The organism is Citrobacter sp. Awk 2 (assembly GCF_028069815.1).
Lineage (GTDB): Bacteria > Pseudomonadota > Gammaproteobacteria > Enterobacterales > Enterobacteriaceae > Citrobacter.
In genome coordinates this window covers 21,993-45,262 of sequence record NZ_JANEWL010000031.1, presented here as the reverse complement: position 1 = coordinate 45,262, position 23,270 = coordinate 21,993, and the positions used below count along the sequence as shown (strand labels likewise).

The 23,270-nt window shown below is 51.4% G+C and carries 22 protein-coding genes; 10 read left to right on the top strand and 12 right to left on the bottom strand.

All coding sequences use genetic code 11. From position 1 onward, the window contains the following. The first annotated feature begins 103 nt into the window (after positions 1-103). Positions 104-874, top strand: coding sequence for a glycosyltransferase family 25 protein (locus NNO02_RS10405; protein ID WP_271454741.1), 771 nt, complete (start codon positions 104-106; stop codon positions 872-874). 128 nt (positions 875-1,002) lie between these two features. On the opposite strand, the gene rfaC is transcribed toward NNO02_RS10405, so the two are convergent. The 3 genes from rfaC to rfaD form a co-directional block, all read right to left on the bottom strand. Further along, complete coding sequence (rfaC, locus tag NNO02_RS10400; RefSeq protein ID WP_271454740.1) at positions 1,003-1,962, bottom strand: lipopolysaccharide heptosyltransferase RfaC; 960 nt, start codon at positions 1,960-1,962, stop codon at positions 1,003-1,005. Positions 1,963-1,965: 3 nt separating this feature from the next. After that, the gene (rfaF, locus tag NNO02_RS10395) at positions 1,966-3,012 is read right to left on the bottom strand and encodes an ADP-heptose--LPS heptosyltransferase RfaF (protein WP_271454739.1); all 1,047 of its coding nucleotides are present in this window, start codon (positions 3,010-3,012) and stop codon (positions 1,966-1,968) included. Between the two features lie 79 nt (positions 3,013-3,091). Then, positions 3,092-4,072: an ADP-glyceromanno-heptose 6-epimerase gene (gene rfaD / locus NNO02_RS10390; protein WP_048227317.1), complete on the bottom strand. Its 981-nt coding sequence runs from the start codon at positions 4,070-4,072 to the stop codon at positions 3,092-3,094. A gap of 303 nt (positions 4,073-4,375) precedes the next feature. Here rfaD and NNO02_RS10385 point away from each other — a divergent pair, with 303 nt between their 5' ends. The 3 genes from NNO02_RS10385 to tdh all read left to right on the top strand — a co-directional run bounded on the left by NNO02_RS10385 (position 4,376) and on the right by tdh (position 7,899). Further along, positions 4,376-5,527 (top strand): glycosyltransferase, encoded by a 1,152-nt coding sequence (locus tag NNO02_RS10385; protein ID WP_271454738.1) that lies wholly within the window; start codon positions 4,376-4,378, stop codon positions 5,525-5,527. Between the two features lie 140 nt (positions 5,528-5,667). Then, a complete protein-coding gene (gene kbl / locus NNO02_RS10380; RefSeq protein WP_061066827.1) occupies positions 5,668-6,864 on the top strand; it encodes a glycine C-acetyltransferase in 1,197 nt (398 codons plus the stop codon). Positions 6,865-6,873: 9 nt separating this feature from the next. After that, on the top strand, positions 6,874-7,899 hold the full coding sequence (tdh, locus tag NNO02_RS10375) for an L-threonine 3-dehydrogenase (RefSeq protein WP_005120462.1): 1,026 nt from the start codon (positions 6,874-6,876) through the stop codon (positions 7,897-7,899). Between the two features lie 67 nt (positions 7,900-7,966). Here tdh and rfaY read toward each other — a convergent pair whose 3' ends face one another. Then, positions 7,967-8,653 carry a lipopolysaccharide core heptose(II) kinase RfaY gene (rfaY, locus tag NNO02_RS10370; RefSeq protein WP_271454737.1) on the bottom strand — a complete coding sequence of 229 codons (687 nt, stop codon included), beginning with the start codon at positions 8,651-8,653 and terminating at the stop codon, positions 7,967-7,969. Between the two features lie 247 nt (positions 8,654-8,900). Here rfaY and NNO02_RS10365 point away from each other — a divergent pair, with 247 nt between their 5' ends. Then, positions 8,901-9,935, top strand: coding sequence for a glycosyltransferase (locus NNO02_RS10365; RefSeq protein ID WP_271454736.1), 1,035 nt, complete (start codon positions 8,901-8,903; stop codon positions 9,933-9,935). Here NNO02_RS10365 and NNO02_RS10360 read toward each other — a convergent pair. Genes NNO02_RS10360 through gpmM form a run of 3 tightly spaced genes read right to left on the bottom strand, consistent with a single transcriptional unit; the run spans position 9,922 to position 13,734 of the window. After that, positions 9,922-10,893 carry a divergent polysaccharide deacetylase family protein gene (locus NNO02_RS10360; RefSeq protein ID WP_271454735.1) on the bottom strand — a complete coding sequence of 324 codons (972 nt, stop codon included), beginning with the start codon at positions 10,891-10,893 and terminating at the stop codon, positions 9,922-9,924. The two genes, NNO02_RS10365 and NNO02_RS10360, sit on opposite strands and share 14 nt — an antisense overlap. A 3-nt stretch (positions 10,894-10,896) precedes the next feature. Continuing rightward, a complete protein-coding gene (envC, locus tag NNO02_RS10355; RefSeq protein ID WP_271454743.1) occupies positions 10,897-12,156 on the bottom strand; it encodes a murein hydrolase activator EnvC in 1,260 nt (419 codons plus the stop codon). A gap of 33 nt (positions 12,157-12,189) precedes the next feature. After that, a complete protein-coding gene (gene gpmM, locus NNO02_RS10350; RefSeq protein ID WP_271454734.1) occupies positions 12,190-13,734 on the bottom strand; it encodes a 2,3-bisphosphoglycerate-independent phosphoglycerate mutase in 1,545 nt (514 codons plus the stop codon). Between the two features lie 249 nt (positions 13,735-13,983). On the opposite strand from gpmM, the gene NNO02_RS10345 reads away from it, so the two are divergent. The 5 genes from NNO02_RS10345 to cysE all read left to right on the top strand — a co-directional run bounded on the left by NNO02_RS10345 (position 13,984) and on the right by cysE (position 17,151). Then, positions 13,984-14,415, top strand: a complete 432-nt coding sequence (locus NNO02_RS10345) for a rhodanese-like domain-containing protein (RefSeq protein ID WP_005120473.1) — start codon at positions 13,984-13,986, stop codon at positions 14,413-14,415. A 52-nt stretch (positions 14,416-14,467) separates the two neighbouring features. Next, positions 14,468-14,719: a glutaredoxin 3 gene (gene grxC, locus NNO02_RS10340; protein WP_003024152.1), complete on the top strand. Its 252-nt coding sequence runs from the start codon at positions 14,468-14,470 to the stop codon at positions 14,717-14,719. Positions 14,720-14,764: 45 nt separating this feature from the next. Beyond that, positions 14,765-15,232, top strand: coding sequence for a protein-export chaperone SecB (secB, locus tag NNO02_RS10335; protein WP_003024155.1), 468 nt, complete (start codon positions 14,765-14,767; stop codon positions 15,230-15,232). Next, a complete protein-coding gene (gene gpsA, locus NNO02_RS10330; protein WP_137382092.1) occupies positions 15,232-16,251 on the top strand; it encodes an NAD(P)H-dependent glycerol-3-phosphate dehydrogenase in 1,020 nt (339 codons plus the stop codon). The genes secB and gpsA overlap by 1 nt, the downstream gene beginning before the upstream one ends. A 78-nt stretch (positions 16,252-16,329) precedes the next feature. Then, entirely contained in the window at positions 16,330-17,151 is an 822-nt protein-coding gene (gene cysE, locus NNO02_RS10325; RefSeq protein ID WP_003024160.1) for a serine O-acetyltransferase, read from the top strand. 180 nt (positions 17,152-17,331) lie between these two features. Here the strand turns inward: cysE and trmL are convergent, their stop codons facing one another. The 5 genes from trmL to lldP form a co-directional block, all read right to left on the bottom strand. Then, positions 17,332-17,805 (bottom strand): tRNA (uridine(34)/cytosine(34)/5-carboxymethylaminomethyluridine(34)-2'-O)-methyltransferase TrmL, encoded by a 474-nt coding sequence (gene trmL, locus NNO02_RS10320; RefSeq protein WP_003827329.1) that lies wholly within the window; start codon positions 17,803-17,805, stop codon positions 17,332-17,334. A 46-nt stretch (positions 17,806-17,851) separates the two neighbouring features. Continuing rightward, the gene (locus tag NNO02_RS10315) at positions 17,852-19,192 is read right to left on the bottom strand and encodes an MFS transporter (RefSeq protein ID WP_271454733.1); all 1,341 of its coding nucleotides are present in this window, start codon (positions 19,190-19,192) and stop codon (positions 17,852-17,854) included. A gap of 199 nt (positions 19,193-19,391) precedes the next feature. Then, on the bottom strand, positions 19,392-20,582 hold the full coding sequence (gene lldD, locus NNO02_RS10310; RefSeq protein WP_271454732.1) for a quinone-dependent L-lactate dehydrogenase: 1,191 nt from the start codon (positions 20,580-20,582) through the stop codon (positions 19,392-19,394). Further along, positions 20,579-21,355: a transcriptional regulator LldR gene (gene lldR, locus NNO02_RS10305; protein ID WP_271454731.1), complete on the bottom strand. Its 777-nt coding sequence runs from the start codon at positions 21,353-21,355 to the stop codon at positions 20,579-20,581. The genes lldD and lldR overlap by 4 nt, the downstream gene beginning before the upstream one ends. After that, positions 21,352-23,007, bottom strand: coding sequence for an L-lactate permease (gene lldP, locus NNO02_RS10300; RefSeq protein ID WP_271440356.1), 1,656 nt, complete (start codon positions 23,005-23,007; stop codon positions 21,352-21,354). The genes lldR and lldP overlap by 4 nt, the downstream gene beginning before the upstream one ends. Positions 23,008-23,270 lie beyond the last annotated feature (263 nt).

Genomic DNA, 23,270 nt, shown 5'->3' with positions numbered 1-23,270 from the left:
GCTACATAGAATAGTTAATTAAGTTTATTTAGCTGGCCAGTAATTGTTAATCTTTATTTCACGATGACTGTGCTGGCTTAATTATATTAGAGGGTTTGAACTCATGCACGTGCTGGTCATTTCGCTTCCTTTTGACGATGCCCGAAGAAAACGCGTATCAGATATAATGAATGAATTAAATATTGAGTATTCGTTCGTTGATGCTATCTATGGGAAAAATTTGTCTGCCGAAGAAAAGCGCAAGATACCGTTAACTGACTTTCAGCACAGGGAAAACCACACGCCTACTGATGGTGAACTGGGTTGCTCACTAAGCCATATGAAGGCTTTTAAACAGTTTGGGCAGAGTGGACAAGATTGGGTTTGTATTCTTGAAGATGACGCAATTATCGATCAGAATTTTAAGGAATTTATATCGACTGTCGATGAAAGTGTTCTCAATAAAGACGCGTTATATCTACTTGGTGGGCAGGATGGTTTAAGGTATAAGAATAAAGTTGTCTTAAATTTGCTTAAACTCAAGAAAATTGGTGACCAGACCTTCGGCAAAGTCATATTTGGTCATGGATATGTTTTGCGAGCCTGCGGTTATTTAATGAATTCTGTAACAGCTCAAAAACTTGTTTCCCGTTTTGAAAATAACTTTTTCATTATAGATGAATGGGCATATCTGATGCGCCAGGGCTATTTTTCTGATATATACCTGGCAAACTTTGTCCATCACCCTGAAGAGTTGTCCGGGAGCTGGTTAGAGAAAGAGCGTAAAGAGATAAAGAGTCACAAGAAAAAGCAGAAATCACTTTTCAGACGTAAAATTTCCTCTTCATATTGGCATGCCCGACGAATTATTCTTGGGTTATGTTGGTGGAAGTAGATGAATGCAGCAATGCTTAATCGTGGATGAAATACGATATAGAGCATAGTTTTAGTCAGCCGCAGATATGTTAAATAGCAAAGCGATTGTATAAGAACGAATTTAACATATCTCCGATACCTGAATAATTACAGCAGCGCTATGTGAGAATAAACCTGAGTGGGTTCAAGCAAAGCAAGCTTTCCTTCCGGGGCACGACATGTGACCTGATTCTTCCCGTATCCCCCAATCAACCCCGGGTCCGTAGGGCCATATAGCGTAACATTCGGCCGATCCAGTGCGGCGGTCAAGTGGCTTAATCCGGTGTCAACGGATACCACAAACTTAGCGCCGGCTAATATCCGGGCGACATCCCCAAGGCTCATTCGCGGTAAAACGTCTACGTAATCAAATCCCTCTGCCAGTCGTCTGGCTCGCGCTTCTTCATGCGGAGCACCCCAGGGGAGCTTAATACGTATTTCTGCATGATTGAATAAGCCAATGAGCTCCCGCCACTTCGCTTCCGGCCAGTGCTTGTCATCACGAGTGGTGGCGTGCAGGAAGACGGCATACTGCCCTGCATCGGCATCGCGTTCGCTCAGAAAATGCTGTGCAATTGCGTAATCACCCTGCGACTGGGGTTTGACATATCCCAGACTTTTCGCGAACAGCTCACGAGTACGTTCAACAGCATGCTGTTGTTTGGCGATATAATGCTTACGGTTATAAAACAGACTTGCCAGCGGTTCACGCGCGGTACTCCAGTCCATACCATGCTTAATGCCGTGTGCCAGACGTGTGACCAGCGCGGCGCTTTTTACCAGCCCCTGTGCATCGATAACCACGTCATAGTTCTGTAAACGCACCGCATCGCGAAAGGCTTTGCGCTCTGCTTTAATGGGGGCGGAAAACCAGGCTTTACGCCAGCGGCGAATCGCCACCGGTATCACACGGTTAACGGCCGGATGCCAGGAGGGGATTTGAGCAAACCCTTCTTCCACGACCCAATCAAACTGAATATCCGCAATGGCCTGCTGCGCATCTGTTAATGCGGGCAACGTATGCAGCACATCGCCCATTGACGATGTTTTAACGATCAGAACCCGCATCCGTCAGATTTCCTCTTGTAACAACAGGTCATTCAGTTCTTCCAGTACGCGCTGAGGCGTGATGTCAATCAGGCTCTGGTGATACCCTTGTGCAGAATCCCCCTTACGTACCTTGTGATACCCCGTAATCAGGCGAATCACGCGAGCTTTGTGGGAGAGTGGTGGAGTGAAATCCGGGCTGCTGGGGCCATACAGAGCGACCAGCGGACGATTTAGTGCGGCAGCCACGTGCATCAAACCGGAGTCATTGGTGACCACGGCTTTGCAGGCGGCGAGAAGAATAACGGCCTGCTCCAGTTGCGTTTCACCAGCCAGGTTCCGACACCATGCCTGCTGTTCAACGCTCAGCGCAGCCAGAATCTCATTGCCAGCTTCATGATCCTTAGCCGAGCCAAACAGGACAATCTGATGACCTTCGTCGATCAACTGCTTTGCCAGTTCAGCATAGTGGTAATGTGGCCAACGTTTCGCTGGACCAAATTCTGCACCAGGGCAGAAGCCGATGACTGGACGTTCAGCCGAGAGGGAAAATTGGCTACAGGTAAGTGACTTTTCGCCTTCACTGACCTGCAGTTGTGGCCACAGCAGCGGCTGTGGTAAATCTTTGGCTGTGAGCATCACGCCTTTATCGTACGCTAACGCGACATAGCGCTCGACCATCAGCGGCCAGGCTTCCTTATCCAGTACACGTGCATCGTTCAGCAGACCATAGCGCATCTCGCCACGCCAGCCGGTACGATGAGGAATACCCGCGAAGAAGGGTACCAGTGCGGATTTAAATGAGTTCGGCAGGACGTACGCGCGATCGTAGCGTTTATCACGCAAACTGTGGCCCAGTTTGCGGCGCTCGCCAATCTCCAGTGCGCCGTGTCCAAGCGGCATGGCGATAGCATCGTTGACTTCAGGCATGCGCGATAATAACGGACGGCACCATGCAGGTGCCATCACGTCGATTATTGCCTGGGGATAGCGCGCCTTGAGCGTGCGATAGAGACTTTGCGACATCATCATGTCGCCCACCCATGACGGGCCTACCACCAAAATCTTCATTCACTTCATCCTTCAAGCTGTCTCTGCGTTGGCTGCCTGCGTTCACTCCGGTCACTTACTCTTGTAAGTGACCGGAGATTCACTTAGTTGCCGCCTTGATACCGCTCGAATGATTTTGTGAATTTGTAGCGTTGTCGCGGTTCAGCCAGGCCATATATTCCGTCACGCCTTCGGCAACGGTCTTGAACGGTTTGTCATAGCCCGCAGCGCGCAGGTTAGTCAGATCCGCCTGAGTAAATGCCTGATAGCGTCCTTTCAGTTTTTCCGGGAACGGAATGTACTCAATGCTGCCTTTTTTGTGGTATGCCAGCGTGGCATCCGCGACGGCCTGGAAAGACTCTGCGCGACCAGTACCGAGGTTAAAGATGCCGGAAACGCCGTTTTCCAGGAACCACAGGTTTACTGCTGCAACATCGCCGACATAGACGAAATCACGTTTGAAGTTTTCACTGCCTTCAAACAGCTTGGGTGTTTCGCCGTTGTTGAGCTGAGTATTGAGATGGAAAGCTACGCTCGCCATGCTGCCTTTGTGACCTTCACGTGGCCCGTAGACGTTGAAATAACGGAAGCCAACGATTTGAGAATTTGCTTCTGGCAGGATCTGGCGTACATATTCGTCGAACAGGAATTTTGAGTAGCCATAGACGTTCAGCGGCTTCTCATATTCACGAGATTCGATAAAGTCAGAGGTACGACCGCCGTACGTTGCTGCAGAAGAGGCATACAGGAACGGAATTTCACGCTCCAGACAGTAGTGCAGCAGCTCTTTGGAGTACTGATAGTTGTTGTCCATCATATACTTGCCATCCCACTCGGTAGTGGAAGAGCATGCGCCTTCGTGGAAAATTGCTTCGATATCGCCGAAATCTTCTCCAGCCATAATCTGGATCAGGAAGTCTTCCTTATCCATATAGTCAGCAATATTCAGATCCACCAGATTCACAAACTTGGTGCCGTCTTTTAGGTTGTCCACCACCAGAATATCGGTGATGCCTTTGTCATTCAGGGACTTAACGATGTTGCTGCCGATAAAGCCCGCGCCGCCGGTAACGATGATCATAAATGTAACCTTCGAATTATGGAGTCAGAGACAATCTCAGACACGAATACCTCTAATCATATCACTACATGGCGTCGGCTTCAGCAGTACGTCGCGTCATGTGGCGTGCGGCATTTGTGTTGGGTATTGCTTTCGCTGTTTATATTCTTGATTGAAATGGTCTAGGCAGAGTGGTGTATGATTCCCGTTGTGAATGGGTGTTCAGGCGCGCGGTGCCGGCTTTTTCGGAGCCATCAACGAATGAATAAGCAAGGCAGAGCACGGTGTTGGGGCTGACAATAGTCATTGGAATGAAAATAACATATGCAACTTAAGAAGATAATTATTACAGGTTACGAGATCAGTGGACTTGGAGGGACAGAGACCGTTTGCCTTAATTTGGTGAAGCTGCTGCGAATGCAAAGCCCCGATATCGATATCTCTTTTGTTTTTCTTAAGAAAAATAATGGTGGTCATGTCAATGATGAGTGGCTTGCAGGGCAGCGCTATTGTCGTCTTTCTTCTAATATAAAAATAACGAAATTAAGACGGTTGAGTTTTGCTTACTCCTTGCGGAAAATCATCAATCGGGAATCTCCTGATATAATTATATCTCTGGATACACTTTCATGCTATATCAGCCACGTTGCAAGAAAATATACTCACAAGCAGGTTAAGATATTCTCATGGTTTCATTTTTCTATATTTGATTTTTATAAGAATAATTATAAGAAGAAAATAAAATATATAAATAAAGCTGATTATTATCTTTCCATCAGCTCTGGAATAACCCGACAACTTGTTGAAATGGGCATAGACAGACAGCGTATCGCGACGATATTCAATCCTGTTACTCGGCATGATGTCAGCATTCCTACTCCCAAGACTCATGCCCGCTTTGTCTATGTAGGTAGGGTTGTTGCCGATGGCCAAAAGAATATTCGAGGCCTTTTCAATGGATTGGCGGAGCTGCAAGGAGCATGGTCTTTGGACGTTATCGGCACCGGCCAGGATGTTGAGACACTAGTTGCACTGGCAAAAACACTGGGGATTAGCGAAAACATTCACTGGCATGGTTGGCAGAAATCACCGTGGGAATATATTCAAAATACGCTAAAAAATATTACCTGTTTATTATTAACTTCTCATTTTGAAGGTTTTGGTATGGTTTTGGCTGAAGCCAGCGCTCACGGTGTTTATGCCATTAGCTCTGATTGTGAAACGGGGCCTGCAGACATTATCAAAGAAGGGATAAACGGTAATTTATACCCGACTGATGAACCAGAAAAATTTGTTTCCTTGCTGCAGGAAATCGTTGATGGCAAAGCGTTGCCTGCCGGCGAGCAGATTCAGCAGGCGATTGAGGAATTCTACGAAGATAACTATATCATTAAGGTTAATAAGGCCTTTGCTATGGCAGGATTTACTCTGGCACCGTCATCAGCGTCTCAGGTCATTGATGACGGAACAACGTAAGCCAGGCCTGTCATTCCTGAAAGGTTATGTGGGTACACGTGATTTATGCTGCATTTTAGACAAGTCATGATGAGTCATCTCGTACAAACCAATAGCATTGGGTAATATGTGCTGAAATTTGCCCAGTCTGGAGAATTGCAATGCGTGGGAATTTTTATAAGCAGTTAACGAACGATCTGGAAACCGCACGCGCGGAAGGGTTGTTTAAAGAAGAGCGCATTATTACGTCTGCTCAGCAGGCTGATATCACCGTGGCTGACGGAAGCCATGTTATTAACTTTTGTGCGAACAACTACTTAGGGCTGGCTAACCACCCGGAACTGATTGCAGCGGCAAAAGCGGGTATGGATTCTCACGGATTTGGTATGGCCTCGGTGCGCTTTATTTGTGGCACTCAGGACACCCATAAGCAACTGGAGCAAAAACTGGCTGCGTTCCTGGGTATGGAAGATGCCATTCTTTACTCTTCTTGCTTTGACGCCAACGGCGGCCTGTTCGAAACGCTGCTGGGAGCAGAAGATGCCATTATCTCTGACGCCCTGAACCACGCCTCTATTATCGATGGTGTGCGCCTGTGCAAAGCGAAGCGTTTCCGCTACGCCAACAACGATATGCAGGAACTGGAAGCGCGTCTGAAAGAAGCGCGTGAAGCAGGTGCCCGCCACGTATTGATCGCCACCGATGGTGTGTTCTCAATGGATGGCGTTATCGCTAACCTGAAAGGCGTTTGCGATCTGGCAGACAAATATGATGCGCTGGTGATGGTAGATGATTCTCACGCGGTAGGCTTTGTGGGTGAGAACGGCCGTGGCTCTCATGAGTATTGCGACGTGATGGGTCGTGTGGACATCATCACCGGCACGCTGGGCAAAGCACTCGGTGGCGCATCGGGTGGTTACACTGCGGCACGTAAAGAAGTTGTTGAGTGGCTGCGTCAACGTTCTCGTCCGTATCTGTTCTCTAACTCACTGGCTCCGGCCATTGTTGCCGCTTCCATTAAGGTGCTGGAGATGGTTGAGGCGGGTAGTGACCTGCGCGATCGTCTGTGGGCGAATGCGCGTCAATTCCGTGAGCAAATGTCCGCAGCAGGCTTCACGCTGGCAGGGGCCGATCACGCGATTATTCCGGTAATGCTGGGTGATGCGGTTGTTGCGCAGGCGTTTGCCCGCGAACTGCAAAAAGAGGGGATTTACGTTACTGGATTCTTTTATCCAGTGGTTCCAAAAGGCCAGGCGCGTATTCGTACCCAGATGTCTGCGGCACATACCCCTGAGCAGATTACGCGTGCAGTCGACGCGTTCACACGCATTGGTAAACAACTGGGCGTAATTGCCTGAGGATGTGAAATGAAAGCGTTATCCAAACTGAAAGCGGAAGAAGGCATTTGGATGACCGACGTTCCTGAACCGGAAGTCGGCCATAACGATTTGCTGATTAAAATCCGTAAAACAGCCATCTGCGGGACTGACGTTCACATTTATAACTGGGATGAGTGGTCGCAAAAAACCATCCCGGTTCCAATGGTTGTAGGGCATGAATATGTCGGTGAAGTTGTTGGCATCGGTCAGGAAGTTAAAGGCTTCAAAATCGGCGATCGCGTTTCTGGTGAAGGCCATATTACTTGCGGACATTGCCGTAACTGCCGCGGTGGCCGTACTCACCTGTGCCGCAATACGACCGGTGTCGGCGTAAACCGTCCAGGCTGTTTTGCTCAATATCTGGTGATCCCTGCGTTTAACGCCTTTAAAATCCCGGACAATATCTCCGATGATTTAGCTTCCATATTCGATCCGTTCGGTAACGCAGTACACACGGCGCTGTCATTTGATTTAGTTGGCGAAGATGTGTTGGTTTCCGGTGCGGGTCCGATTGGCATTATGGCTGCTGCGGTAGCGAAGCACGTTGGTGCACGCCACGTAGTGATTACCGATGTTAATGAGTACCGTCTGGAGCTGGCGCGTAAAATGGGCATTACCCGCGCAGTCAACGTCTCGAAAGAGAACTTGACCGACGTGATGGCCGAACTGGGGATGACCGAAGGGTTCGATGTGGGTCTGGAAATGTCTGGGGCGCCGCCAGCGTTCCGCACCATGCTGGACACCATGAACCACGGTGGCCGTATTGCCATGCTGGGGATCCCGCCATCAGACATGTCGATAGACTGGACGAAAGTTATCTTTAAAGGTCTGTTTATTAAAGGTATCTATGGTCGCGAAATGTTTGAAACCTGGTACAAGATGGCGGCACTGATCCAGTCCGGTCTTGATCTGTCGCCGATCATTACCCATCGATTCTCGATTGATGAGTTCCAGCAGGGCTTTGATGCCATGCGTTCAGGCCAGTCCGGGAAAGTGATTCTGAGCTGGGATTGAGTGCGCAGCGTGCATTCAATGTTAATTACGGCCAGATATCGCTATCTGGCCGTATAAACCATAGATTTTATTTTCCGCGGATCTTTCTGGATAACGATCTTATATTTTCTTTAAGCAGGATGAGTTTATAAATTAACCCTCTGCCTTTAACGTTAATATTATATTTTCGTTGTAATGCCAGAATGTCATTAGCCTGACAAACCTTCATATTTCCCTTACAGGACAGGTCAATAATCCTTAACTCACCCGTTGGCGTGCGAATGAAATTCCCTGGGTGAATATCATTTGATGCCAGTCCTGCCTTGTGAAGACGCAGCACGCATTGCTTTACCTCGTCAGCATTCTTCTGGTTAATTTCCCTTAAAGGAACCCCTTCAATATATTCATGAATAGTATAAACATCATGGCACTGGCGAAAACGTGTTTTCTCAGCAGCATAGTAGAGATCGGCAGTACAGATGCGCATTTCCGGCGGGAGCTTGTCCAGTTTCCTGATCAGCCGGGAATAGAAAGGGCCGGAGGTAAAGTTCTGTAATTTTTTCTCAAATCGAGGATCAACTTCACGGTCATTTTTGATGATAAATTTTTGTGAGTTGTACTCGACCAACTCCACGCTGCGCAATGCGTTACCACTGCTCAGCGGTTTGCCACTGATTTCTTTTTTGATGTATTTATTCATCAGTGACTTAAGGTCTTTTCTAGTCTCTTTGCAATAGACCGTATAACCTTTTTCGTGTGTCTTACTGATGGCCATCTTTTCCCTCAATATCAGCCTATAGAGTACGTTAATTCATAGGGATAGAGTATACAGGTTGTGCACCCCGATATGTAGACGATCTGAGCTATCATCAACCTGCTAAACGCAGGCGTGGCAGGGTATCTTTCTCAAATCGGACGCTTTCGCTGCAGCGTTTCTGCCCATAAATACGTTCTAACCTTAATAATTCCTTAATGAAACTGTAGTAAAAGTCATCAGCGTAATGACAAACCTGGGTTAGCTGATGAGAAACCGCACAAGTATGTTGAGTGTTATTATTCCGTTGTATAACGTGGGTGATAGTTTTCGGGATTGCATGGAATCGTTGATCGCACAGACATGGACTGCGCTAGAGATCATCATTGTGAATGATGGTTCAACGGATAACTCTGTTGATATTGCACAACATTATGCGGATAACTATTCCCACGTGCGGTTGTTGCATCAGGCTAACGCAGGGGCATCTGTAGCGCGTAACCGTGGCCTGGAAGCGGCCAAAGGGGATTATGTTGCATTTGTCGATGCCGATGACCAGGTTTATCCCAATATGTACGAAACCCTGATGACCATGGCAATTCAGGATGACCTGGATTTAGCCCAGTGTAATTCCGACTGGTGCATTCTCGAAACGGGACACACCTGGCAATCAATACCGACGGATCGTCTTCGGTCTACGGGAGTGTTGACCGGCCCTGACTGGTTACGTATGGCGTTGGCTTCACGCCGCTGGACACATGTGGTGTGGATGGGAATTTATCGCCGGGATGTTATTGAGAAAAATAAAATAACGTTTATTCCGGGGTTACATCACCAGGATATTGTCTGGACGACGGAGTTTATGTTTAACGCTGTACGCGTGCGATATACCGAACAATCTTTATATAAATACTTCTTACATGATCAATCAATCAGCCGTCTTAAACGACAAGGTTTAAAAAATCTCAACTACCAGCGACACTATATTAAAATTACGCGGTTATTGGATAGGCTGAATCGTGAATATGCCGATCGGATTACTATTTATCCGGAATTTCATCAGCAAGTCACCTATGAAGCATTACGCGTATGCCATGCGGTCCGTAAAGAACAGGATGTGCATATTCGTCAGCGTATGATCGCAGAGATTTTTGTCTCGGGTATGTATAAGCGCATGATAACTAACGTACGCAGTGCCAAAGTATTGTATCAGGCACTGCTATGGTCATTCCGTCTATGGAAATGGCGTGATAAAACATCAACGCCTTCGCGTATTGCCCGAAAAGCGCTTAATCTACGTTAGCATTCATGGTGCTGGGTGAAGATGTGTTCCCCCAGCCTTGCCACTGCAGTCTCATATATTGCACCAGCGTGCTTTGTGTGATGCTTTCCCCTAGCACGCTAAAGAATCGGTTGGCGTAAACCGGCTCCAGAGGTTGCTTCGGTTTGCACAGTTTCACCCCACGGAAAGGATTACGAGGCGCATCTGGCGTACCGCTTCTCGGTGGAGTGAGATTAGGCCTGGAGGTATCGACCTGCGGCTCATTGAGCAGACTGCTCGGACGAACCAGCGTAATATCGGCTGGCAGGCTATACAGCATCTGCTGCAGTACGCGTACCGTAGAAGGGTGAGGGTGACCGATGGCAATCGCTGACCCGTTACGGCGAGCAAGATCGACTGCACGATTAAACTGACGGCGAATATCCGCTTCGTTTTGTGTATCGTCGAGGAAGACTTTGCGTTTGATGACCTTCACCCCGGTTCCTGCCGCTGCGCGCAGGGCCTGGCTGTTGCCGATGGTCATACTGTCGAGGAAGTAGAAGTCGTAGCGTTCCAGAGCTTGCATCACTTTCTGCATGCCGAACAGGCTGGACGTCATCGCACTCCCCATGTGGTTGTTCAGTCCCACTGCATACGGCACTTTGCTTACCGCGTCGCGAATAATCCGTTCAATTTCTTCGCTGCTCATCTCCGGGCGTAACGTGTCTTTCTCCAGCGGTTGCTTACTCAGTGGAGCCATCGGCAGATGGATCAACACTTCATGTCCACTGTTATGCGCTTTAGTCGCCATTTCACGTGCATGTGGCGCGTTTGGCAGAACGGCAACGGAGACAGTGGAAGGCATTGCCAGCACCTGGTTTTCCGTTTGCGGACGATAACCGAAATCATCAATGACGATAGCAAGTTTGCCGGCGAAAACAGGTGTTGCGAATGCCAGCAGGCTGGCGAGTGAGAGCAAAGTACGACGAAACTGAGGCAAAACTTATCTTCCCAACCACGGCTGTGGATTGACCGCCTGACCCTGGCGACGAATTTCGAAATAGAGTGCTGGCCTGCCCTGACCACCGCTGCTACCCACAAGTGCAATAGGCTGCCCGGCGCGAACCTGCGTACCCACGCTGACCAATGCGCTTTGGTTGTAACCGTACAGGCTCATATCGCCTTTACCGTGTTCAACCACGACGACCAGTCCATAGCCCTGCAACCAGTCTGCCAGAATGACGCGACCATCGGCGATGGCTTTGACTTCAGTACCTTCGGAGGCACCAATAACCATCCCTTTCCAACGTAGCTCACCTTGCAGCTGTTCGCCATAGCGATGCAGTGTTGGACCACGCACGGGCCAGAACGCCTGACCGCGTGGTGAGCCCAACCCGCCGGTACGAGACATCAGTGATTTCTCGCTTTCAGTTGGCTTATAGGTCGAGCCTTTGCGTGATGCTTCCTGCTGCTTATCACGCACAGCCTGCGCTTCACGCGCTTCACGCTCTGCGCGGGCTTTCGCGGCGGCTTCGGCTCGCGCAATACTGTTGCGCAGACGGGATTCGTTGGCTCGCATCTCGCCTAACTGTTGCTGACCCTGCTGAATGGATGATTCCAGGCCCGCGAGCGTTTTTTGGCGTTCATTACGCGCCTGCTCTAGTTTTGCTTGCTGAGCACGCTGTTCGTACAGCAGGGTCTGCTGTTCGCTTTGCTTATCTTCCAGCTCAGCTTTCTGCGAATCGACCTCTTCGCGGGTTTGCTTCAGTTGTGCGATTGTCTCCTGGCGTGCCTGGTTCAGATAGCCGAAATAGGCCTGCAGGCGTTGTCCGCGCTGAGTCTCTTCACCGCTGAGGATCAACTGGATACCAGTATGTTCACCCTGGCGAAACGCGGCGTCTAACTGGGCTGCCAGGCTGCGCTCTTGCGCTGCCCGCTGCTTTTCCAGCTTCGCGAGCGCGGCGTTCATCTCAGCGATTTGTGCGTTCAGCTGTGCCAGTGAGTTTTGCGTTTCGCGCAGTTGCCTTGCGGCGACGGCGATAGCCTGTTCCTGAGCTTTAAGCTGAGCGAGGAGAGTGGAACGTTGTTGTTGCTGTTGGCGTACCGCGCGTTCTTTTGCCGCGATATCGGCCTGAATTGATTTGAGCTGATCGCGTTCGTCCGCGTGGGCGGAAAAGGCGCACAGCAATACGCCAGCGCTAAGCGCGCTGGCGTAGAACAAGGGCCTGACTGAAAACTTTGGCAGTTTCACGGCCCGAGTGATGGTATTAATCGCCTTTCCCCTCATGGGGAGGGATTATTCCACGATGAACAGCGGCTTACCAGTCATCTCTTGCGGGATTTCCATACCCATCAGCGTCAGCATAGTTGGGGCGATATCAGAAAGTTTACCGCCTTCGACTGCTTTGACGTTTTTACCACCAACATAAATCAGTGGAACCGGCAGGTTGGTATGCGCGGTATGCGCCTGACCAGTAGACGGATCGCGCATCTGCTCAGCGTTACCGTGGTCTGCGGTGATCAGCAGTTGGCCGCCAACGGATTCAACAGCTTTAGTCACTTGTTCAACGCAGTGATCCAGCGCTTCAACCGCTTTAACTGCCGCTTCCATCACCCCGGTATGGCCAACCATGTCGCCGTTCGGGTAGTTACAGATGATGGTATCGTATTTACCGCTTTCAATCGCAGCAACCAGCTTCTCAGTCAGTTCTGCAGAGCTCATTTCTGGCTGCAGGTCGTAGGTGGCGACTTTTGGCGAGTTGATCAGGATGCGGTCTTCGCCTTTGAACGGTTCTTCTACACCGCCATTAAAGAAGAAGGTCACGTGCGCGTATTTTTCTGTTTCAGAAATACGCAGCTGGGTTTTGTCATTCTTCGCCATCCACTCACCAAGGGTGTTGGCCAGAGACGCTGGTGGGTAAGCCACCGCGGTTTTGATGTCGGCTGCGTATTCAGTCAGCATCACAAAGTTGAGGTTAACGACTTTTTTACGTGCGAAACCATCAAAATCAGCGTTTACAAACGCACGGGTAATTTCACGCGCACGGTCAGCACGGAAGTTCATGAAAATCAGCGTATCGCCGTCTTCCATTGCGGCATCAGCCTGGCCTTCAGCGCGGATCACGGTCGCTTTTACGAATTCGTCGTTTTCGTCGCGAGCATAGGCAGCCTGCAGACCTGCTACTGCGGTATCGGCCTGGAATTCACCTTGTGCCAGCGTCATCAGGTCATAAGCCTGCTCAACGCGATCCCAACGGTTGTCGCGGTCCATGGCGTAGTAACGACCGATGATGGACGCTACACGGCCTTTACCCAGCGCGGCAAATTTCTCTTCGAATTTTTGCAGTGAATGTTCAGCGCTGCGCGGCGGGGTATCACGGCCATCAAGGAAAGCGTGCAGATAGATTTTTTCCGCGCCGCGTTCAGCCGCCAGTTCAACCATCGCCATGATGTGATCTTCGTGGCTGTGTACGCCACCGGCAGACAGCAGGCCCATGATGTGTACCGCTTTGCCGGCATTTTTTGCCTGGTCAACTGCGGCGGTCAGCACCGGGTTAGCGAAGAAAGTACGTTCTTTAATTTCTACATCCAGACGGGTCAGATCCTGATACACGATGCGGCCCGCGCCCAGGTTAACGTGACCCACTTCGGAGTTACCCATCTGGCGATCGGGCAGGCCGACTTCCAGGCCAGACGCATCAATCAGGGTATGCGGACGTTTTGCCCACAGGGCATCCATTACCGGGGTTTTGGCATTAAAAATAGCGTTATCCTGGCTGTCTTCACGATAGCCGTAGCCATCCAGAATCACCAGTACCATAGGCTTTTTAGAAACCGACATTGCGACAACCTCACACTTAATAGATAAAAAATAATTGCGTAATTTTACTACAGCTGAATCGATAAAGTAGCCCCAGAAGATCAAATAATCGACCAGAGCGGTTCGGGTAGGGGGGCGATTTGTGTTTTTTTTTCCGTAGCGCCCCGCAAAAATGCAATCCAATGCATGCTCTGGCTGTATTTGCGCCAACGCGCAGGTATACTCCTTTCCTGGTTTTTTTAATCACTGAGTCGGGAGTTGTTACCCCCCATGCAAGAAATTATGCAATTTGTTAGCCGCCACCCTGTCTTGAGTATCGCCTGGATTGCGTTACTGGCGGCGGTATTGTTTACCACGTTTAAGAGCCTGACCTCAAAAGTGAAGGTAATTACACGCGGCGAAGCGACACGTCTAATCAATAAAGAAGATGCGGTGATTGTGGATTTACGTCAGCGCGACGACTTCCGCAAAGGTCATATCGCAGGCTCCACGAACCTGCTGCCGAGCGAAATCAAAGCCAATAATTTTGGCGAGCTGGAAAAACACAAAAACAAACCTGTTATTGTGGTTGATGGCTCAGGCATGCAGTGCCAGGATTCCGCAACTGCGCTGATTAAAGCCGGTTTTGAGCAGGTATCTGTACTGAAAGATGGCGTAGCGGGCTGGAGTGGCGAGAATTTGCCACTGGTTCGCGGCAAGTAATTTACCCGTCTTCTTTCGTACCGCAGGGTAAAAAGAACACTGGAGATAAGTCATGGCCAATATTGAGATCTATACCAAAGCAACCTGCCCGTTTTGCCATCGCGCAAAGGCGCTGTTGAACAGTAAGGGTGTGAGTTTCCAGGAACTTCCGATTGACGGCGATGCCGTGAAGCGTGAAGAGATGATCAAGCGCAGTGGCCGTACGACGGTTCCGCAGATTTTTATTGATGCACAGCACATTGGCGGTTGTGACGACTTGTATGCGTTGGATGCGCGTGGTGGACTGGATCCCCTGCTGCGTTAAGGCGTACCGAAGTATTTAAAGGACAACACTAAGGGTTTTCTAAACATGTCAGAACAAAATAACACTGAAATGGCTTTCCAGATCCAACGTATTTATACCAAGGATGTGTCTTTCGAAGCGCCAAATGCACCGCATGTTTTCCAGAAAGATTGGCAGCCAGAGGTTAAACTGGATCTTGATACCGCATCTACCCAACTGGCAGATGATGTGTATGAAGTAGTGCTGCGTGTCACCGTTACGGCTTCTCTGGGCGAAGAAACTGCGTTCCTGTGCGAAGTTCAGCAGGGCGGTATTTTCTCCATCAGTGGTATTGAAGGGACTCAGATGGCGCATTGCCTGGGTGCATACTGCCCGAACATCCTGTTCCCGTATGCCCGCGAATGCATCACTAGCCTGGTTTCACGCGGTACGTTCCCGCAACTGAACCTTGCGCCGGTCAACTTTGATGCGCTGTTCATGAACTATTTACAGCAGCAGGCTGGCGAAGGTACTGAAGAACATCAGGATGCCTGATGAACCAAAGTAATGCTTCAATGACTGTGATTGGTGCCGGCTCGTACGGCACCGCTCTTGCTATCACCCTGGCAAGAAACGGCCACCAGGTTGTCCTGTGGGGCCATGATCCAAAACATATCGCGACCCTTGAGCACGATCGCTGCAACGTCGCGTTCCTCCCTGATGTGCCTTTTCCCGAAACGCTGCGCCTGGAAAGTGATTTAGCTACTGCGCTGGCCGCCAGCCGTAACATTCTGGTGGTGGTGCCGAGCCATGTCTTTGGTGAAGTGCTGCGCAAAATTAAACCGTTGATGCGTGCTGACGCGCGATTGGTTTGGGCGACAAAAGGGCTGGAAGCAGAGACGGGACGCCTGTTACAGGATGTCGCGCGTGAAGCGCTGGGGGATGAAATTCCGCTGGCCGTTATCTCCGGTCCAACATTTGCCAAAGAACTGGCGGCGGGCATGCCTACAGCCATCTCCCTGGCCTCAACGGACGAGACCTTTGCTGATGATCTTCAGCAGTTACTGCACTGTGGCAAAAGCTTCCGCGTCTACAGCAACCCGGATTTCATTGGGGTGCAGCTTGGTGGTGCGGTGAAAAACGTGATTGCGATTGGCGCGGGGATGTCTGACGGTATCGGCTTTGGTGCAAACGCACGAACAGCATTGATCACCCGTGGGCTTACCGAAATGTCGCGGCTTGGTGCGGCGCTGGGCGCTGATCCTGCCACCTTTATGGGGATGGCAGGTTTAGGCGATCTGGTGCTGACCTGTACCGACAACCAGTCGCGTAACCGTCGTTTTGGCATGATGCTCGGTCAGGGTATGGATGTGCAGGGCGCGCAGGACAAGATTGGTCAGGTAGTTGAAGGCTACCGTAATACAAAAGAAGTTCGTGAATTGGCGCACCGTTTTGGTGTCGAAATGCCAATAACCGAGGAAATTTATCAAGTATTGTATTGCGGAAAAAACGCGCGCGAGGCAGCATTGACGTTACTAGGTCGTGCACGCAAGGACGAGCTGAGTCGCCACTAGCTGCAAGGAAACTGTTGAATATAACGACCCGACCCGCGAAGAACGGGTCGGTCGTTTTGCTACCTTCTGGAGTACGCAATGCCGTGTGAAGAACTGGATATTGTCTGGAAAAATATTAAAGCGGAAGCCCGGGCACTGGCGGAATGTGAGCCAATGCTGGCCAGTTTTTACCACGCAACGCTGCTCAAGCATGAGAATCTCGGCAGTGCGCTGAGCTATATGCTGGCGAACAAACTTGCTTCTCCGATCATGCCCGCCATTGCGATTCGCGAAGTTGTGGAAGAGGCTTATGCAGCCGATCCTGAAATGATTGCCTCGGCGGCCTGCGATATCCAGGCTGTGCGTACGCGTGACCCGGCAGTCGATAAATATTCCACCCCACTTCTGTACCTGAAAGGTTTTCATGCGCTGCAGGCCTACCGCATCGGCCACTGGCTATGGCATCAGGGGCGTCAGGCATTGGCGATCTTCCTGCAAAATCAGGTCTCTGTTACCTTCCAGGTGGATATCCACCCGGCGGCAAAAATTGGTCGCGGTATTATGCTCGACCACGCTACAGGCATTGTCGTGGGTGAAACGGCGGTCATTGAAAACGACGTATCTATTCTGCAATCCGTCACGCTTGGCGGGACCGGTAAAGCAGGCGGCGACCGTCATCCGAAAATTCGTGAAGGCGTGATGATTGGCGCTGGCGCGAAAATCCTTGGCAATATCGAGGTTGGACGTGGGGCGAAGATTGGCGCAGGCTCTGTCGTTCTCCAGCCTGTACCGCCGCACACTACCGCCGCAGGCGTTCCGGCGCGTATTGTCGGCAAGCCCGACAGCGATAAACCGTCCATGGATATGGATCAGCATTTCAATGGGATACACCATACGTTCGAATACGGCGATGGCATCTGATTTCGAGCTATCTTACTTGCCATATTGAACCTGGGCTGTGCTCGTCATCCTCACGTACTGCGTGTACGCTCCGGTGACTGTGCGCAGTCCGTGTTCAATCTGTCTGCGCCGATAACGCTCGAAACGAATAACATCAAATTAATGTAGGTCGGATAAGGCGCTAGCCGCATCCGACTAAAATCAACTACGTAATACCGCGCCAGGATACCCCAACTGGCGCCAGGCCTCATACACCACCACCGACACTGCATTTGACAGGTTCATGCTGCGGCTGTCCGGCATCATCGGAATACGAATTTTTTGTTCGGCAGGCAAGGCATCAAGAATGCTGGCTGGAAGACCGCGCGTTTCCGGGCCAAACATCAGGTAATCACCATCCTGATAGCTTACTGCACTGTGTGCAGGCGTACCTTTGGTCGTCAGGGCGAACAGACGTTGCGGATTTTCTGCGGCGACGAAGGCGGCATAATCAGGGTGGCGCAGCACGGCGGTAAACTCATGGTAATCCAGCCCCGCGCGACGCAGGCGCTTGTCGTCCCAGGTAAAGCCCATTGGCTCAATAATATGCAGACGAAAGCCGGTATTGGCGCAAAGACGGATAATATTGCCGGTATTTGGCGGGATTTCTGGTTCGAATAAAACGATGTTAAGCATACTGCCCCCTTGATAACGGGGGGCAGAATAGCAGAAAGAGCGGGTACTATGCGACGGTCAGCGCGTGCGGTTTATAGCGTTGCAGCTTGTAAATCGTTGCGGCAGCCGCGACCAGCGCCGGAAGGCTGAGGAACATTAAGATACTGTCTGCCTGCCATTGCAGGGAAAGCAGCTGGGCGCTCATCATCGTTCCGGCTACACCACCGAAGCGGCCCACACCTTGCATCCACGCAATACCCGTCGCGCGGCAGTGGGTAGGATAAAACGTTGCGGCCAGCGTCTGCAGTCCGGACTGTGCGCCGTTCATGGTAATCCCCATCAGGAAGATCAGTGCGCCGAACAGGACGATGTGGTTATGCTCAAAGCCGAGCGCGAGGGCAAACAGCATCGTCAGCATAAAGCCGAGTGAAACCACTTTGTGTGCTTCCCAGCGATCCATCAACCAGCCGGCCAGCAGGATCCCTGCCGTGCCACCGAAGGTGAATAGTGATGTCAGCCAGGCGGACTCTGCCAGCGGGTAGCCCATTCCCAGCATCAGCGTTGGCATCCAACTGAGCAGTACGTAATAGATCACCAGCCCCATAAAGTAGGTCATCCACAGCATCAGCGTGCCCGGTAGCCAGGGGATACTGAATAGCTGCGCTACGCTGCCTTTTTTCACCGCCATCCGATCTTCTTCCAGGTAAAACTGGGTGACCTGCTCCAGGCTCCCCGACATAAAGCGTTGGGCTATGCGTTTGATTTTCGCGATCTCTTTGCCACGGTGAACCAAATACTTCACCGATTCTGGCAGGAACAGTACCAATAACACGGTGAGTGCCAACGGGGCGATTGCACCAGCCAGCAGTACGCTGTGCCAGCCGTAGCTGGGAATGAGCCAGGAGGAGATCACTCCGCCACCCGCAGCACCAAGAGGGAAGCCGCAGTACATGGTGTTAATGGCCATTGAACGGCAGCGTTTAGGGGCAAATTCTGAGACCAGTGTGATGGCGTTTGGCATTGCTGCACCGAGTCCAAGACCGGTGAGAAAGCGCCAAAATGTGAGCATATTCAGCGTCTGTGCATAGGCGGTGCCCAGACTGGCGAGTCCAAAGAACAGGCAGGAAAAGACCAGTACGCGCTTACGGCCCATACGATCGGAAATTGGACCGGCCAGCAATGCGCCAAATGAGAGTCCCAATAGCGCGGCACTCAATACTGGCCCAAGATCTTGTTTCTTGATACCCCAGTCGGCAGAGAGCGTGGGGGCAATGTAACCCATTGCCGCCGTATCGAAGCCGTCAATGGCTAAAACCAGAAAGCCCAGGACAATAATGACCCAGTGAAACCGTGAAAAACGACTGTCATCTATCGCCTGCTGGATATTCACTTTTCCGGAATAAGCCATGTTACCCTCGCCCGTTATGATGGTTGTTATCGGTATAAATTACCCTTGTATTAGCTTGTATATACATTTGGCAGGTGGATAAAAAGTTGTCAAATATATTGGTTGTAAATGTTAACTGGTCGTTATTTTTTTTGAATAAAAAATGGTCGGGCTGAAAACAGGCCGACCATGCAGAAAACGCAATTTACGGGAGAGAGTGTTACGCAGCGCTACCCTGAGCCAGAGGAGCCAATGCAGCAGGCAAGCTCTTACCCAGCTCCTGCACCAGAGAATCGCGGCTGATTTCGCTAATCGATTTCGCGCCAGTCAGCGTCATTGCCACCTTCATCTCTTTTTCGATCAGGTTCAGCAGATTCGCCACACCAGCCTGTCCGTGTGTCGCCAATGCGTACAGGTAAGCGCGACCCAAAAGGACGCTATCAGCACCCAGCGCAATCATACGCACGACGTCCAGACCGTTACGTATCCCGCTGTCGGCCAGGATAGCGATATCCCCTTTGACCGCATCGGCAATGGCGGGCAGCGCACGAGCAGAAGACAGTACACCATCCAACTGGCGACCACCGTGGTTAGAAACAACAATGCCATCTGCGCCAAACCGCACGGCGTCGCGGGCATCCTCCGGATCGAGGATCCCTTTGATCACCATCGGGCCGTCCCAGAATTCGCGGATCCACTCGAGGTCTTTCCAGGAAATAGACGGATCGAAGTTATTTGCCAGCCAGCCGATGTAATCTTCAAGACCGGTAGGTTTTCCAAGATAAGTTGAGATATTGCCTAAATCATGCGGACGACCATTCAGACCAACGTCCCATGCCCACTGTGGATGGGTGACCGCTTGCCAGTAACGGCGCAGCGCCGCATTCGGGCCGCTCATACCGGAATGGGCATCACGATAGCGGGCGCCGGGCGTGGGCATGTCGACAGTAAAGACCAGTGTGGAGCAGCCTGCCGCTTTGGCGCGCTCCAGGGCATTACGCATAAAGCCGCGATCGCGAAGGACGTACAGCTGGAACCACATTGGGCGTTTGATGGTCGGGGCGACTTCTTCAATCGGGCAGACGGAAACCGTAGAAAGCGTAAATGGAATACCTTTGGCGTCGGCGGCGGCGGCGGCCTGAACTTCACCCCTACGCGCATACATGCCACACAAACCGACCGGGGCTAATGCCACCGGCATCGACAATTTTTCGTTGAACAGGGTGGTTTCCAGACTCAGGTCGGACATGTTCTTCAGCACGCGCTGACGAAGTGCCACCTCCGATAAGTCTTCCACGTTGCGGCGCAGGGTGTGCTCAGCATATGCGCCGCCATCAATGTAGTGGAACAAGAAGGGGGGCAGAATGCGTTGGGCTGCGGCGCGATAATCGCTGGCTGCTGAAATAATCATGTGTTGTTCTCCCTGCTAATCTCAATAGGGTCACCGGGCAGGCGGGTGATACGCGCCTGGCGGGCCTGGTCTTCATCAAATCGTTTAATCGTGGTGTGGACGAAACTAAGGTGTGCCATCATGGCCTTCCGTGCGCCGTCGGCATCCCCGGCAACGATGGCATCCAGTACGGCCTGATGTTGCTCCGTCAACTGTGAAAAGACGGGCGGTACCAGATACATACGTTGGCGGCTCTGTTTTACCGAAGACTGCAGGACGTCGAAGAAACCGCGCATAGTTTGTAGTAGCACCACGTTGTGCGACGCTTCGGCAATGGCGAGGTGAAAGCGCACGTCTGCCTGCGAGGCGAGATCGGGGTCTTCGCTTTGCGTGGCGTCGAAACAGAGTCTGATCTTCTCTTTGTCGGCGCTGGTGGCCCGCATGGCGGCATGCCAGGCGGTGCTGGCTTCGATGGCGTGACGGGCTTCCAGAATATCGAAACTGTAATCGGGATCGTCTGCCATCAGCGTTTTCAGCGGCTGAACGATGTTCTGTTCAGACCAGGCTTCATGCTGCCAGCGAACAAACGTCCCACCGCCGCGACGGCTAATCAGTACGCCTTCACTAACCAGCTTTGCTAACGCCTCGCGCAGCGAGTTGCGCGACACGCCCAGTTGTACGGCCAACTGGCGCTCAGCGGGCAACTTCATGCCCGCCTCCAGTTGTTGTTCTTCAATCAGCGCCCGCACACGAGATGCGACCTCGTCGGACAGGCGTCTGGGCATCACAATCATGGAATCATCCAGGTTAAGACATAGGCCTGCAGTGTGGTGATCACACCCACCATGCAGGTGAAAATCAGGCTGTGTTTGACGGTGAAGCGGAACAGATCAGATTCTTTGCCAACCAGTCCCACTGCCGCACAGGCGATGGCGATAGACTGCGGAGAGATCATCTTGCCGGTTACGCCGCCAGTGGTATTTGCCGCTACCATCAGTACGTCAGAAACACCGATTTGCTGCGCCGCCGTTGCCTGTAGCGCTGCGAACAAGGCGTTTGACGAGGTATCAGAGCCCGTCAGGAATACCCCCAACCAGCCGAGGAACGGCGAGAAGAAAGTGAACGCGCTGCCCGTGTGAGCCAGTGCTAACGCCAGCGTTGATGAAAGCCCGGAGTAGTTAGAGATAAACGCGAATGCCAGTACCATCCCGATGGAGTAAATAGGCAGCGCCAGATCTTTCAGTGTGCTGCCAAAGGTCTGCAGAGCGGCAGAGGGTTTCATCTTCAGCCAAACGATAGACAGCAGGGCGGCAAACAGGATGGCGGTGCCGGTCGCTGAGAACCAGTCAAATTTGTACACTGCGGCATACGCTGTGGCCTCGTGTACTACCGGTGGCATACGAGCAACCAGCTTATCGAGGAACGGAACCGGAATGTTGACGACCCAGTGGTACATCGCCCCGCCAGGTGCAAACAGCGCTTTAAACGGCGGTACGCTCCACAGTGTGACGGTGGCGGTCAGGAACAGGAACGGAGACCAGGCGCGGATGATTTGCCCTGCGGTGTAGCGGGTGCGCGACAGGTCCATATCGACCTGCGAAGCGCCCATATCGCCAAAACGGAAGATGCGTACCGGCTGCCAGCGCTTCAGGAACAGCGTCAGACACACCAGCGAAACCAGAGAAGAGATGATGTCCGGCAGTTCTGGCCCGATAAAGTTAGAGCTGAGGTACTGCGCGATAGCGAACGAACCGCCAGCGACCATTACCGCAGGCCAGGTTTCTTTCACGCCGCGCCAGCCATCCATAATCGCCATAATCCAGAACAGTACGATAATCGTCAGGAACGGCAGTTGGCGGCCAACCATCTGGCCAATCTCGAAGCTGTCCAGTCCGGTAACCTGACCGGCAACCAGAATCGGAATACCCATCGCGCCAAAGGCGACCGGCGCGGTATTCACGATCAGGCACAAGCCTGCTGCATACAGTGGGTTAAAACCAAGACCCACCAGCAGTGCGGCGGTAATGGCAACCGGTGCACCAAAGCCCGCAGCCCCTTCGAGGAATGCCCCAAAGGAGAAACCGACGATCAGCATTTGCAGACGCTGGTCAGGGGTAATTGAGAGAATGGATGAGCGGATGATGTCGAACTGCCCGGTTTTAACCGAGATTTTATAGACGAATACCGCGGCGATGATTATCCAGGCAATCGGCCACAGACCATAAAAGAAGCCGTACACCACCGAGGCCAAAGCGTGATCGACCGGCATTTTGTAGAACAACAGGGCGACCGCCAGAGCGATCACCACCGTCCAGGACGCCGCAACATAGCCTTTTAGCTTGAGCTTAATCAGCGCGAAGAAAAAGAACAGGATAGGTAGCGATGCTATCAGGCTGGAAAGCCAAATGTTACCCGCCGGGTCGTAGTTTTGTTGCCAGAGATTCATTGCAGGTCTCCTGAGGGCCTTCAACATAATGGAATGAGTCTTTGCTCATCTCTTCGTCACATTATGTGTAAAAGTGGCCCTGCCAATATTGTTGTGTAGGGATAATGACAACGAATGGTTAACCAGATGTTATTTATTGGCAACGGTATTGTAGGCTAATTTTAACGAAATGTGAGGGGGTATTCGGATCTGGTGATAATTGGTAGGGCCAATAACAGGAGTGTGAAGAAAATAAAAAGGCAATGGCGGCGTGGCCATTGCCT

What these genes read in the sequence shown, in the direction of transcription:
- NNO02_RS10405 (WP_271454741.1), top strand. Translation starts at nt 104, where the DNA reads ATGCACGTGCTGGTCATTTCGCTTCCTTTTGACGATGCCCGAAGAAAA.
- rfaC (WP_271454740.1), bottom strand. Translation starts at nt 1,962, where the DNA reads ATGCGGGTTCTGATCGTTAAAACATCGTCAATGGGCGATGTGCTGCAT.
- rfaF (WP_271454739.1), bottom strand. Translation starts at nt 3,012, where the DNA reads ATGAAGATTTTGGTGGTAGGCCCGTCATGGGTGGGCGACATGATGATG.
- rfaD (WP_048227317.1), bottom strand. Translation starts at nt 4,072, where the DNA reads ATGATCATCGTTACCGGCGGCGCGGGCTTTATCGGCAGCAACATCGTT.
- NNO02_RS10385 (WP_271454738.1), top strand. Translation starts at nt 4,376, where the DNA reads ATGCAACTTAAGAAGATAATTATTACAGGTTACGAGATCAGTGGACTT.
- kbl (WP_061066827.1), top strand. Translation starts at nt 5,668, where the DNA reads ATGCGTGGGAATTTTTATAAGCAGTTAACGAACGATCTGGAAACCGCA.
- tdh (WP_005120462.1), top strand. Translation starts at nt 6,874, where the DNA reads ATGAAAGCGTTATCCAAACTGAAAGCGGAAGAAGGCATTTGGATGACC.
- rfaY (WP_271454737.1), bottom strand. Translation starts at nt 8,653, where the DNA reads ATGGCCATCAGTAAGACACACGAAAAAGGTTATACGGTCTATTGCAAA.
- NNO02_RS10365 (WP_271454736.1), top strand. Translation starts at nt 8,901, where the DNA reads ATGAGAAACCGCACAAGTATGTTGAGTGTTATTATTCCGTTGTATAAC.
- gpmM (WP_271454734.1), bottom strand. Translation starts at nt 13,734, where the DNA reads ATGTCGGTTTCTAAAAAGCCTATGGTACTGGTGATTCTGGATGGCTAC.
- NNO02_RS10345 (WP_005120473.1), top strand. Translation starts at nt 13,984, where the DNA reads ATGCAAGAAATTATGCAATTTGTTAGCCGCCACCCTGTCTTGAGTATC.
- grxC (WP_003024152.1), top strand. Translation starts at nt 14,468, where the DNA reads ATGGCCAATATTGAGATCTATACCAAAGCAACCTGCCCGTTTTGCCAT.
- secB (WP_003024155.1), top strand. Translation starts at nt 14,765, where the DNA reads ATGTCAGAACAAAATAACACTGAAATGGCTTTCCAGATCCAACGTATT.
- gpsA (WP_137382092.1), top strand. Translation starts at nt 15,232, where the DNA reads ATGAACCAAAGTAATGCTTCAATGACTGTGATTGGTGCCGGCTCGTAC.
- cysE (WP_003024160.1), top strand. Translation starts at nt 16,330, where the DNA reads ATGCCGTGTGAAGAACTGGATATTGTCTGGAAAAATATTAAAGCGGAA.
- trmL (WP_003827329.1), bottom strand. Translation starts at nt 17,805, where the DNA reads ATGCTTAACATCGTTTTATTCGAACCAGAAATCCCGCCAAATACCGGC.
- NNO02_RS10315 (WP_271454733.1), bottom strand. Translation starts at nt 19,192, where the DNA reads ATGGCTTATTCCGGAAAAGTGAATATCCAGCAGGCGATAGATGACAGT.
- lldD (WP_271454732.1), bottom strand. Translation starts at nt 20,582, where the DNA reads ATGATTATTTCAGCAGCCAGCGATTATCGCGCCGCAGCCCAACGCATT.
- lldR (WP_271454731.1), bottom strand. Translation starts at nt 21,355, where the DNA reads ATGATTGTGATGCCCAGACGCCTGTCCGACGAGGTCGCATCTCGTGTG.
- lldP (WP_271440356.1), bottom strand. Translation starts at nt 23,007, where the DNA reads ATGAATCTCTGGCAACAAAACTACGACCCGGCGGGTAACATTTGGCTT.